The sequence below is a fragment of the Streptomyces corchorusii genome, from assembly GCF_001514055.1.
Classification (GTDB): domain Bacteria; phylum Actinomycetota; class Actinomycetes; order Streptomycetales; family Streptomycetaceae; genus Streptomyces; species Streptomyces olivaceoviridis.
This window is the reverse complement of sequence record NZ_KQ948372.1, coordinates 42,356-55,038: the sequence shown is the minus strand read 5'-3', so window position 1 is coordinate 55,038 and position 12,683 is coordinate 42,356. Positions and strand designations below refer to the sequence as shown.

At 69.5% G+C, this 12,683-nt stretch carries 9 protein-coding genes; 7 read left to right on the top strand and 2 right to left on the bottom strand.

The window, feature by feature from the left end:
- Positions 1–570: 570 nt before the first annotated feature.
- Positions 571–915 carry a hypothetical protein gene (locus tag AQJ11_RS39030; protein WP_059266524.1) on the bottom strand — a complete coding sequence of 115 codons (345 nt, stop codon included), beginning with the start codon at positions 913–915 and terminating at the stop codon, positions 571–573.
- Between the two features lie 35 nt (positions 916–950).
- On the bottom strand, positions 951–4,889 hold the full coding sequence (gene eccCa / locus AQJ11_RS39025) for a type VII secretion protein EccCa (RefSeq protein WP_341846317.1): 3,939 nt from the start codon (positions 4,887–4,889) through the stop codon (positions 951–953).
- A gap of 534 nt (positions 4,890–5,423) precedes the next feature.
- On the opposite strand from eccCa, the gene eccD reads away from it, so the two are divergent.
- The 7 genes from eccD (at position 5,424) to AQJ11_RS47380 (ending at position 12,619) form a co-directional block, all read left to right on the top strand.
- Positions 5,424–6,830, top strand: coding sequence for a type VII secretion integral membrane protein EccD (eccD, locus tag AQJ11_RS39020; protein WP_059266522.1), 1,407 nt, complete (start codon positions 5,424–5,426; stop codon positions 6,828–6,830).
- A gap of 5 nt (positions 6,831–6,835) precedes the next feature.
- The gene (gene eccB, locus AQJ11_RS39015; RefSeq protein WP_059266521.1) at positions 6,836–8,341 is read left to right on the top strand and encodes a type VII secretion protein EccB; all 1,506 of its coding nucleotides are present in this window, start codon (positions 6,836–6,838) and stop codon (positions 8,339–8,341) included.
- Between the two features lie 76 nt (positions 8,342–8,417).
- Positions 8,418–8,735, top strand: coding sequence for a WXG100 family type VII secretion target (locus AQJ11_RS39010; RefSeq protein WP_059266520.1), 318 nt, complete (start codon positions 8,418–8,420; stop codon positions 8,733–8,735).
- Between the two features lie 70 nt (positions 8,736–8,805).
- Positions 8,806–9,114 (top strand): WXG100 family type VII secretion target, encoded by a 309-nt coding sequence (locus tag AQJ11_RS39005; RefSeq protein WP_059266519.1) that lies wholly within the window; start codon positions 8,806–8,808, stop codon positions 9,112–9,114.
- A 126-nt stretch (positions 9,115–9,240) separates the two neighbouring features.
- Positions 9,241–9,717: a hypothetical protein gene (locus AQJ11_RS39000; protein ID WP_059266518.1), complete on the top strand. Its 477-nt coding sequence runs from the start codon at positions 9,241–9,243 to the stop codon at positions 9,715–9,717.
- A 24-nt stretch (positions 9,718–9,741) separates the two neighbouring features.
- Positions 9,742–12,348 (top strand): hypothetical protein, encoded by a 2,607-nt coding sequence (locus AQJ11_RS52275; protein WP_059266517.1) that lies wholly within the window; start codon positions 9,742–9,744, stop codon positions 12,346–12,348.
- Positions 12,293–12,619, top strand: coding sequence for a YbaB/EbfC family nucleoid-associated protein (locus tag AQJ11_RS47380; protein WP_279616976.1), 327 nt, complete (start codon positions 12,293–12,295; stop codon positions 12,617–12,619). Before AQJ11_RS52275 ends, AQJ11_RS47380 begins: the two co-directional genes overlap by 56 nt.
- The last annotated feature ends 64 nt before the right edge of the window (positions 12,620–12,683 follow it).

Below are 12,683 nucleotides of genomic sequence, written 5' to 3'. Positions count from 1 at the left end.
ACCGAGGCGGACTGCCGCGCCCGGCATGCGGTGAGGGATGAGGCACGGCGAGACTCACACAGGATCCTTCCGCATCAACGCCCCGTTCCCGAGCGAGGCCGACGCATTCGGAGACGACGTGAGGACAAGGTCACCGTACGACCGAAGGAGGATCACGCGCCGCCGCCGGTCCCCTTCGGGCCCTGAGACGGGACCGTTGAGGAACGGTCCCCCGGCCGGTGCGCCGAGGATGGGCATCCGCTGTTTGCGCGCGTCGTGCTCATCGGGAGCCGGCTCCCGGCCCGAACGCCAGGCGGGTACGGGGGCCACCCGTGTCCCTGATGCTGCGGGGCCCCGGACGATGCCGTACTTGGCCCGCCAACCGGAACGATGAGCGCAGTTCTGGGTCCGTCGACGCTGATGGGTCCGTACGGACGCCGAGACGTCCGCCTTCAGCCCACGTACGGACCCACCGAGGACAAGCCCCGCCGGCCCCCCCTCACTAACCCGGGCCGGGCAGAGACGCGCCCGGGATCCCACCGTGCCCCGGCGCCGGAGGCGCCCCCGCCCAGCGCGAGGTGCGCGCCTCGTTCAATGGGTTCCGCCGGTCCTGCCGCCGAAGTTCTGCGCCGCCTTGATGTTTTGCTCCTCGGTCTCCTGGTTGCTCCGCACCGTTCCGTCGGTCAGGTCGGCCACGGTACGCAGCGCCCCGATGAGCTTGTCCAGCTGGGTGATGGTGATGTTTCCGTATTCGTGGAAGGCGCGCGTGAAGGTCCTGCCGATCTCGTCGTTCCACCATTCGGGGCGTTCCATGGCGAGCAGGTCGTCGAGCCGCTTGCGCTCCGCGAAGAGGAACGCCGGCAGGACGTCTTTCAGTGGCTGACCATGGTAAAGGAACCCCTCGATGTTCATACCGTACTGGCTGTCCCGCGCCACGCAAATCACCTTTCTCTCGTAGGGGATGGACTGGACTACTCGTCCAGCAGTGCCGTCTGCACCTGGGTCTTTCGCCTCCGGGAGATCCAGTAGCCGCGTCCGGGCGGGAACTCACGGGGCTTCACGTCGCCGAACAGGACTCCCTCCGACGGCGGGCAGGACAGCAGCACGCTCGGGGTGTTGGCCTCGATGAGACGGCGCAGCAGCGGATCGTTCATCGCGCGGCCCGCGCCGCCTGCCGCCCGGGCGACGATCAGGTGCAGCCCGATTTCCGCGCCGTGGCTGAGGTACTCGAGGATCGGGTCGAAGGGGCTCGGCCCGTATCCACCGCTGCCGAGCAGGTCGTAGTCGTCGATGACGAGGAAGACCTGCGGGCCGCTCCACCAGTCGCGCTCGCGCAGCCGGTCCGGGGTGATCTCGGGGCCCGGCACCCGCGCCTTGATGGCGTCGGCGGCCGCGGCGATCATCTCGCGCACCGCGTCCAGCGATACCGAATAGCTGAGCTGGTATTCCTCCGGCACGGAGTCGTAGAGCTCGCGCCGCAGGTCGACCATGGCGAACAGGGCCTCACGGCTGCCGTGCCGGCTGACGATGGACCGGGCGAGGTGCCTCAGCAGGTTGGTCTTGCCGCTCTCCGTGTCGCCGATCACGATCAGGTGCGGGTTGGTGTCGAAGTCGTGCCAGAACGGCTCGAGTTCGTTCTCCTCGACTCCCAGCGGGATCCTGATCCCCTCGGCAGGGGGGAGTTCCCGGGCCGTGAGGGTCGCCGGGAGCATCCGTACAGCGGGGGCGGTAGGACCGTCCCAGGCCTCGTTCACGGTCGTGATCAGCGCCTGGGTGCCCTCGGCCAGGTCGGCGGCCGAGGCGTTGCCGTCGATGCGGGGCAGGGCCGTCAGGAAGTGATGCTTGTCCTCGGTCATGCCCCGGCCCGCGATGCGCGGAACCTCCTGGGCGGCGCGCATGCCCAGGATGGAGTCGACGGGGTCGCCGAGACGCAGTTCGAACTTGCTCGCGATCTGGTCGCGCAGGGCCGACTGGAAGTCCGCCCATCGGGGCGAGGCCACCATCAGGTGGAGGCCGTAGGCCAGGCCCCGGGCGGCCAGCTGGGTGACGGTCTGCGCCAGCTCGAAGAAGTCCTGGCGCAGGATCGTCCAGCCGTCGATGACGAGGAACACGTCTCCGTGGAGGTCCTCGGGGAACTGCCCGGCGGCCTTGAGGCGGCGGTAGGTGGCCATCGAGTCGATGCCGTGGGCGGCGAACTCTCTTTCCCGGCGAGCCAGCAGGGAGACCATCTCGCCGATGGTACGGCTGATGCGTTCCTCGTCCATGCGGCCGGTGACGGTACCCAGGTGCGGAAGCGCCTTGAGCTGGGCGAGGCTGCCGCCGCCGAAGTCCAGGCAGTAGAACTGCACTTCCTTCGGCGTGTGGGTGACGGCCAGTCCGGTGATCAGGGTGCGCAGCAGGGTGCTCTTGCCGCTCTGCGGTCCACCCGCTATGCCGACGTGTCCGCCGGCGCCGCTCAGGTCCGCGACGAGCGCTTCACGGCGCTGTTCGAAGGGGCGGTCGACGATACCGACGGGCAGGCGCAGACCGCCGCCCTCCGGGCGGGGGGCGTGGTAGTTGTCCGCGGGCGCGGCGACCAGATCCCCGTCGACGGCGAGCAGTCCGTCCAGAGTGGGCGGGGTGGACAGCGGCGGTAGCCAGATGCGGTGGGCCGACCGGGCGCCAGGCCAGGCGCTGAGCCTCCCGACGGCCACCTGGAGCAGGCTCTCTGCGTTCTCGTCCGGCTCCGGCTCCGGTTCGGTGAGCGGCGCCGCGGGCGTGGTGGCTGGCTGTGTCGGCAGCACGTAGCCGGCGTCGAAGCGCACGACGGCGCCGGTCCCGCCGGCGGTTTGCGCCGTCTGCTGCTTGGGCCGGTACGGCCCTGAGACGTAGGCCGCCTTGAAGCGGGTGAGGGTGGCCTGGTCGCTCTTGAGATAGCCGTTTCCCGGCGCCGACGGCAGCTGGTGGGCGTCCGGAACGCCGAGGACGCCGCGGCTCTCCATGGCGGAGAAGGTGCGCAGACCGATGCGGTACGACAAATGCGACTCCAGTTGGTGCACCCGGCCCTCGTCGAGGCGCTGCGAGGCCAGCAGCAGATGGACGCCGAGGCTGCGGCCCAGGCGGCCGATCATGACGAACAGGTCGATGAAGTCGCGGTGCGCGGCCAGCAGCTCACTGAACTCGTCGACCACGACCAGCAGCGACGGCAGTGGCTCCAGCGGGGTGCCCGACAGGCGGGCCCGTTCGTACTCCAGGAGAGAGCTGTAGTTTCCGGCCGCACGCAGCAGTTCCTGGCGTCGGATCAGCTCACCGTGCACCGCGTCGCGCATACGGGTGACCAGCGCCGCCTCGTCGGCGAGGTTGGTGATGACGGCGGAGGTGTGGGGCAGCCTCTCCATGCCGAGGAAGGTGGCGCCGCCTTTGAAGTCGACCAGTACGAGATTGAGCACCTCGGACGAATGGGTCAGGGTCAGGGCGGATACCAAGGTCCGCAGCAGCTCGCTCTTGCCGGAGCCGGTGGCGCCGATCAGCATGCCGTGCGGGCCCATGCCGCTCTGCGCCGACTCCTTGAAGTCCAGTTCCACCGGCGAGCCGTCTTCGGCGATGCCGATGGGCACCCTCAGGTGGTCGCTCTGGCCGGGGTTGCGGTTCGCCCAGAGCCGGGGGATGTCGTAGGTGTGCAGGTCGGGGACGTTCAGCAGGGCGGTCAGATCGAAGTCCGTGGTGAGCGGCTCGGCGATCTCCGTGCCCATGTGCATGCGGTACGGCGCCATCAGCCGCGCCAGGGCCCGGGCCCGGGCCAGGCTGAGCGCGTCGGGGCGGCCCAGCGGGGTGAGGCTCTCCCGCCCGGTGCGATCCTGGCCGACCATCTGAAGCCGCTCGGGGTCGACCTCGAGGCCGAGTATGTGCGGGCCGGCCTCGACGGGCAGCGAACCGCTGATGTCGACGACCACCGCGTTGCGGTAACCGCCGCTCGCGAGGCGTGAGTTGGCGGACACTTCGGCGGCGTCCAGCACGATGACCGTGAAGGGTTCCTCGGTCGAGGGCGCCGACTGGGGGTCGAAGCGCAGTCGGCCGGTGAAGCCCTCGCCGAGGACCTCCTCGAGGTCGGCGGTGGACCGGGTGATCAGCCGACGCTGGCCCGCGCCGTCGCTCGTGGTGGTGTGCTGCGCGTGCGGCAGCCATTTGACCCACTCCCAGTACGCGGTCTCGTCCGCGCCCGCGCAGACGGCGATGTTCAGTTCGTCGGGTGCGTGGAAAACGGCGAGTTGCCCGAGCACGGCCCGCACCATGGCGCGTGCGGCGGCGGTGTCCCCGCGCAACTGCACCCGCTCGTACGCCCGCAGATGTACGGCGATGGGCTGGTCCGCGACCGAGGTGTAGGCGCGGATGAAGCGGCGCAGCGCATGGGCGGCCAGCGGTTCCAGGTCCTCGACGGGTTTGGTCTGCAGGGGCGCCAGCCGTACGCCGAGCCGTTGCTCGCCGACGGCGAGCCGGACCTCGGCGAAGTCGCCGTGCCCGGAGCGCCGTTCCCACAAGCGCGTGGTACGCACGACGGACCACAGGGCGGCCGGTTCGGGATTGCGCCAGGCGTGCACGTCCCGTTGGCGGGCGACGACTTCACGCACGCGGCGCCGCATCTGGGTCAGGTAACGCAGATAGTCCCGGCGGTCGCCGCCCACACGTTGTTTGCGTTCACCGGCCGAGCGCATGATCTGTGCGACGAGCATCACCGCCGTGGAGGCCACCATGACACCGCCGATGACATAGGTGTACACGCCGCTGCCGCCGGTGGCGCCCGGCCGCGCGTACAGCAGCACCATGCTGAGGGACATGATCGCCATCGGCATATAGCTGAGCAGGGCCGACATCCCGTTCTGTCGCTCGGGCAGCACGGGCGGTTCCTGCAGCTCAAGCTGCCCGGAGGGCACCTCCGGGCCCGGCCTGCGCGGCGGGCGACGGAACAATAGGAGACTCACACCAGGTCCTTCCCATTCGGCGCCCCGTTCCGGATCGCTGCCGGCCGCCGCCGGGGTAGGCCCGGCCCGTCGCCCGGAACACCTCACAGCCGTCGGGACGTCCGCAGCATCGTCCGCGGATCTCCGCGCATGGCATACCGTGCGTACGCGGAGGACCGGTTTCTGGTACCCCGGGGAGCTGTGCCAAAAGCGCGTCCTCAGCGTAGGGCCGCCGGTACACGGGTCCGGACCGACGGGCCCTTTCAGGCCCCCAGGCGGGGCCGTTAAGGAACGATCCACGGCGAGCGCAGAGGGTGTCGACTGGACGTTGTTAGCGTGAGTCCCACTGCACGGAGCAGTCCCGTCATGGACCCCACCCCTGTTCCGAAGCCGTCAACAGGCACCGCTGACCCATTTCTGCCGTCCTGCCATGACCCCCACGGCCCCGTGTCGGCTCTTCGGCCGTCCAGGCCGACCTGTCGGCCCGCCCGGGAACGGAAACGCCGCGTGAGCACAACCAACGCCAACGTCATCGCCGCCGATCTGACACGACTGGTGGTGCATGCTCCCAGCCGCGTCATCGACATCGCCGTGCCCTCCGACGTACCGCTGGCCGAGCTGCTGCCTGTACTGGTGAGCCATGCCACAGCCGAGGGCGACGATCTCGACGAAGGCGGTCTGGAGCACGGCGGTTGGGTCCTGCAACGGCTGGGCGCGGAGGCCTTCGACGAGGACAGCACGCCCACGGAGCTGGAGCTGCGTGACGGCGAGACGGTGTATCTGCGACCGCGCAGCGAGCAGTTGCCTCCGGTTCACTTCGACGATCTGATCGACGGCGTCTCCACAGGCATGTCGGAACGCAGCGACCAATGGCGGCCCGAGTTCACCCGGTGGCTGCTGCTCGGTGTGGCCGGCGGCGCTCTGGTCGCCGGCTTCGCCGTCCTCCTCGCCCTGCCCGGCACGGGTCTGCGGATGGCGCTGTCCCTGGGACTAGGTGTCACGCTGCTGCTGGGCACGTTCTCCGCGTCCCGGGCAATGGGGGACACCGTCACCGGCACCACCCTTGGACTGCTGGCGGTGCCTTTCTTCGGGCAGGCGGGCTGGCTGGTCCCGGCCGGTCCACCGGGCACCGAACTGAACGGCGCACGCATGCTGGCCGCCGCCACGGCCTCCGCCGGCGGGTCGGTGCTCGCCCTCTCGGCTGCGGCCGCGGCGGCGGCCCTGTTCTCGACCGTCGTCCTGCTCTGCCTGATCACGGCCGTTGCCGGGGTCCTCGCGCTCGCCGCCGGCCTGTCACCGGCCGAGAGCGCGGGCACCGTCGCAGCGTTCACGGCCTTGTTCGGTACCTTCATACCGGTCCTGTCCTTCCGGCTGTCCGGGCTGCGCCTGCCACCACTGCCCACCAACGCCGAACAGCTCCAGGAGGGCATCGACCCACTCCCGGCGCGCGGCGTCCTCACCCGGACCACCGCCGCCGACCGCTACATGACGGCTCTCTACCTGGCCTGCGGCATCGTCTGCGCCGCGTGTCTGACCGCGCTGTCCACAGGCACCGGGTGGGCACCGTACGCCGTCGGCGGTGTCCTCAGTGCGCTGCTGATGCTGCACAGCCGGGGGATGGCGAGTGCCCGGCAGAAGCTGGCAATCGCCCTGCCCGGATGCTACGGCGCGCTGCTGCTGCCGGTGGAGGCGGTCCGGCACACGGGGACGCCGTACCGGCTGGCTGTGCTGGTAGTGGCGGCCGCCGCCTGCGCGGTGCTGGTCCTGGCCGCCTGGAACGTACCCGGCCGCAGGCTGATCCCCTACTGGGGCCGGGCCGCCGATCTGCTGCACTCCATGGCCGCGATCGCCCTGATCCCCCTGGTATTGGTCGATCTCGGTCTCCTCCCGGTGCTCCGCGAGATGTGGAGCTAGCCGCCGTGCAGTCCAGACGCGACCAGGTCCAGGCCTATACCTTCACCGTCGGCCGGCTGACCTCCGGCATGCTCATGGCCGACCCCGACGCCATCGACACCCCGATGAACCGCACACGTCGCGGCGGCGTGATCGGCCTCGTCATCGGCGCTCTGATCTGCGCCGGCTTCATGGTGGTCGGACTGCTCCTCCCCAAGGACTCCGACGCCTGGCGCCAGCCGGGCGTGCTGATCATGGAGAAGGAGACCGGAGCCCGTTATGTGTACGGCGCCGGAACGCTACGCCCGGTGATCAACTACACCTCGGCAAAGCTCGTCACCGGTGACAAGGGCACGGTCCAGCAGGTCTCCCGCAGCACCCTCGCCGACGTGCCCCGCGGGACACCCATCGGCATTCCCGGCGCACCTGACTCCCTACCCGCGGCCGACCGGCTCACCGACGCCCCCTGGCGGGTGTGCGCCACCTCGCGCCCGGCCGACGACGGCGCTCTCGTGCCCACCACCACGCTCATCGCGGGCGTCACCCCGCAGGACGCTCCCGAACTGGGGCAGAACGAGGCGCTGCTCGTGACCACTCGCAACGGCATACAGAGCACCGACCTCCTGCTGTGGCACGGCACCCGCTTCCGGCTGGACTCCGCACACGGCGCCCTGCAGTCCCTGGGCTACGGCACGGTCGAACCGCTCGCCGTCGACGACGCGTTCCTTTCCGCGATCCCCGCCGGTGCGGACCTCGCCCCGTGGACGGTGCCGGGCTCCGGCTCGACGGGCCCCCGGCTGGGCGGTCGGCAGAGCCGCGTCGGCCAGCTCTTCGTCGTACGCACGCCCGGCTCCCCCGACCAGTATTACCTGCTCGACCGGGCGGGCCTGGTTCCCCTGACCCTCACCGAGCTGCAACTGCTGCGTGGCGACCCGCGCACCCGCCAGAAGGCCTACGCGGGACAGCAACCGACGGTCATGACCGTGCCGCCGGACGAGGCCGCACAGCACATGGCCCCGCAGGGCACCGCCGCCCGAGCCGGCGCGGACACGCTGCCCGTACGTCCGCCCGCCGCGCTGGCGCCGCAGGCCGGCAGCGTGCCCTGCCTCCAGGTCACGCCGGGCGAGGCCGCACCCCGCCAGTCCATCGTGCGAGTAGCGGCCGCAGACGCCATGGGCATGCCCGTGGGGATGCGGCAGGGCGTGGCCCCCAGCTGCCCCGGCCTCGACGCGATCACCGTCCGCCCGGGCAGCGGCATCCTGGCAACGCCCCTGTCGGGCGGGACCACTACGAGCGGCGCTCGATACCTGGTGACCGACGACGGCATCAAGTATCCGCTGGCCACGCCGGCGGTCTCCGGCCTGCTCTCCTACCCCGACCAGAACCTCGTACGGCTGCCGTCGGCACTGCTGCGGCTGCTGCCGACGGGACCCGTGCTCGACCCGGACCGGGCGGCCGACCCGGCCCTGTCCGGGCCCGAGCCCGCTTCGCCCGACCCCGAGTGCGGCCCGGCGAGGCGATCCGGCTCATAACCCCATGACCCCATGACCCGGTGACCGGAGAACCGCTCCGGCCGCCCTAGCCAATTCACAGAAAGGCAGGAGTGCGATGAGCCCAGCACGCACAGTCGCCGATGACAGCGCCTATCAGGCGGCCGCCCAGGCGATCGAGACGACGCTCGACCAGTGCGACAAGATCACCAATCAGGCCGTTTCCGCCTCGGAGACGCTGGTCTCCGCCTGGCAGGGAAACGCCGGTAACGCGTTCCACCAGGCGCTGCAGGCGTGGCAGCAGCAGTACGCGCAACTGCGGCAGCTGATGGACACGTTCGCGTCGACGCTGGCTGGTACGCGTAGCCACATGAACTCGCAGGAGAACGCCGCCATGCAGAACGCCCAGCGCTTCCACAGCCTGATCAACGGTTAGTCACCGCAGCCGGACCGAGAAGTCCGCAGCCACCAAATCCACCCAGCCAAAGACCAAGAAGGAGACGGTCGTGCCAGACGGAAGTTCGTTTTCCATCACCTACGGACAGGCGGAGGAAGCCCACCAGGTCCTGGTGCAGGCCACCAACAGCATCGGCCAGCAGATCAACGATCTGCAGAGCCGCGTGTCCCAGGTCATCCAGAACATCGACGGTGACATGGCCCGCAGCTATCACGCGGAGCACGTGAAGTGGATGCAGCTGGTCGGCAAGATGGGCGACACCCTGTCCACCGGAACCACGACCTTGGCCACCAGCGCTGAGGAATACCAGCTCACCGACCGGAACGAGGGCGCGAAGTGGGAGTCCGCCGGAGGCTGAGCCCACGGGCGGGGGGCGCCGAAGCGACTTCGGCGCCCCCCGCCGATCCGACATCACGACCGGTCGTCCGGTACACGCCCCACTCTCTTCCACCAGGTACCGACCAGAGCCGAAACGGAGCACCGGATGCCCAAGTCAGAGAACACGGGTACCACGAAGTTCACTCGCGACACCCTCTACGAGTTCGGGACCTCGGACAAATATCTGCCCGGCATGCGCAGGCAATCCCTGGAACACCAGCACACACTCCAGGGATACAAGGACGAAACGGGGAAGGTCCGTGCGGGCAATCCCAGCTTCGCGCCGGCCAAGGCCCTCGAGGACGCGTTCGTCAAGGCGTGCGAAGGAGCGAACGCGGAGTTCGTCTTCAACGACACCATGCTGATGTCGTTCACCGAGACGATGCGGGGCAATCACGCCGCATTCGAGGAGGTCGAGGAGAAGAACCTCGAGGACAACAAGAAGCTCGGACAAGTCGTCAGCCAGGACCTGCAGGCGCGGATGGCGAACTCCGGAGGAACCACGGGCATCGGCGGCACGGGCGGCAGTCCCGGCCCCAACACCGGCGGAACCAACGCCGGTTCCGGTAACACCAAGCCCTAGCGGTGTCGAGCCCGGAGCACGAACATGCCTGACTACAACCAGTGGAACCAGCTGATCAACATCTTCGTCCCCGACAAGGACGCTGCGCCCGGCACCCCGGGAAAGATCCCGACGGCGGAAGAGGTGATGGCCCCGACCTGGGTCTACGGGTTCAACTTGGCCAAGCAGCCTAAGGTCGCGAACACGGTCAAAACCATCCGCTACTCAGTGATGGGAGAGATGGGGCACGTCTACAACGGCTGGGCAGGTTTCGCGATCTACGCAGGCGTCAAGGGCGGCGGCGAGGGCGACTCCGGTGGCGGCTGGTGGCGCTACTACCAGGGCAGTGTCATGGCTATCGACGCGATGAACGGCAACGGGACGGAAGTCGCGAGCCCCCGCAGCTTCGACGAGGGGCACCGGCAGGTCTCCGCGGTCGCCGAGTACTTCGACAAGTGGGGTCCGAACGTCAGGACGTGGAGCAACGAGCTCCCGCACGACGGCTGGGAGGGCCTGGCGGCTTCGGGCTTCGGCGACATCATCGGCCGCGTGGCTCTCGCCTACGAGCACATCCAGGACACGGTCTCGGGCGGCGGGGGGCGCGGAGGTTACGCGGCAGCCGTCGACCAGGCCCAGCTGGCGCTCAGGGAAGCACGCAACAGCGCTGCCACCCATCTGCACGACTGGCTGTCGGACCCGGCTTGGTCACCCGAGGCAGCGGCCGTACAGGTCGCGCAGGGCCTGCAGATCCATACCACGGGGGGCAATGCCTACGTACAGCTCGACGGTGTGGATGTGGGTCGTGCCGGAGATGCCAACACCTGGATGGCCGTCGACCGGCTGGTCAAGGAGAAGTGGCACTCCGCGGTGCAGCAGCGCTTGGACGCCGCCGTGTCGGGCATCGTCAGTGCGCTGACCGATGGATACACTCGGGCGCAGATGATGCTGGTTCCGTTGAACAACGTCATTCAGACCGCGCTCGGCGGCAACCCCGCGAATCCGAAGTCCATTGACGACATCCTCAACAAGAACCAGAAGGGCGGGGGAGACGGCGCCAACCTGCCCGATCGCGAGACCCTCGATGGTCTCAATGGCGGCGGCGGGGGCGGTGGCGGCCCTGAAGGCGCCGGCGGAGGCGGCGGGGGTATCGACACCGATGAGCTGTTCGGTGGATCCGGCGGGGGCGGAGGCCCCGAGGGTCTGGGCGGCGCCGGCGGAGGCGGCGGCCCTGAGGGCTTGGGCGGTACCGGCGGAGGCGGCACGTTCGACGGTCTCGAGCCCCCTGCAACCGGCGGTGGCAGTGGCGGTGGTGGCGCCGGCCTCGGCTCCGAGGGAGTCTTCGGCGGCACCGGTTCCGGCGGCAACCTCACCAACCTGGCTCCCCCCGGAGCCAGTGGCGGCGGTGGCGCCGGCCTCGGCCCCGAGGGAGTCTTCGGCGGCACCGGTTCCGGCGGCAACCTCACCAACCTGGCTCCCCCCGGAACCAGTGGCGGCGGAGCCGGAGGCATGGGAACCGGTGGTTCCGGAGCCGGTGACACGTTCGACTCCCTGTTCCCCCCGGACGGTGAGCTCGGCGGTTCGAGCTTCGGTCCTGGCGGGACCGGTGGTGGCGCGGGCGGCCTCGACAATCCCAACGCCTTCACCCCCGGCGTCGGGAACTCCTTCCCGAGCCTGGCTCCCCCTGGCGCAGATCCAGGAAGCAACAGCAGCACGTTCCCGACTCTCACTCCGCCCGGTAGCGTCTTCACCGGCGGCCCGAGCGGGACCGGCGGCACAGGAGGACCCACCACCCAGCAGCCGGGAGGCGGCAAGACGAACGACGGGGCGGGCGGTGTCCTGGCACCCGACGTGCCGCAGGACGACTTCTCCTCCTTCGACAACCTGATACCCCGTCCCGGCCAGGGCGAGAGTTTCACGAGTCTCCCGCCCAGCCCCCATGGGGGCACGTATGCCCCAGGCACGGGTGAGGCCACGTTCGGACCCGGTCCCGGTGAAGGCACGTACGGAGGTCTGGGCCCGGACGTACCCGGCTACGACTCGGGACAGTACGACGCGGGTTTCCCGGACGGCGGCGAGTCCCTCGGTCCTGGCTACAGCACACCGACTCACGAGGAAGGGGGCTTCCAGTCACTGGCGAGCACTGGCCACTACGAGCCGGACGGCTACGGCACCGAGTCCTACGACTTCCTCCAGCCGGGCCTGTCCTCGGGCGGTTTCCAGGAGGCCTACGGCAGCGCCGGCGCGGGACTCGGCGTCGGGCAGGGCACGGGGCAGGGTGCCGGGCAAGGCGCAGCCGGTATGAGCCCGCAAATGCCTTACATGCCAATGATGGGCGGTATGCCCGGTATGGGAGGGGCGGGCGGTGCCGGAGGCGAGAACAACAAGGAGCGCGAGCGTTCCGTCTGGCTCTCCGAGGACTCCGCCGTCTGGGGCACTGATCCTGACCTCGCGCCCACCGTCCTGGGCAGCACGCCACAACAACCCGTTCCCACAGGAGGTACACGTGGTCAGCAACCCGCTGCAGGGATACCTGGACGAGGTCCAGTCGCAACTGGACGAGGCACTGGCGCGGGCAGGCCAGGTACGGGAGGCGCTGTTGGGCATCAGCGCGACGGCCACGTCCAAGGATCGTCTGGTAACCGCAACGGTTGACGCCAGGGGAACCCTGACGGAGCTGAAGTTCAACTCCTCGCGCTACCGCTCCATGGCACCGTCCGAGTTGTCCGCTGTACTGACCGACACCATCGCGAAGGCCCAGAAGGACGTCACCGACCAGATGAAGGAGATCTTCGGCGAGACCGACGGGCACGACCTCGACGCCGTCAAGGACATGCTCGACGGTCCCTCCCATCAGAGCGAACTACACGAGATGCTCGAAGCGTTCATTGACGGCAGGCTGCCGGGACAGGCGAAGACGGACTGAGGCAGTAAGAGCCAGGAAAGACAGCGGCAACCGGGCGGCCTCCTGCGAGGAGGCCGCCCGGTCC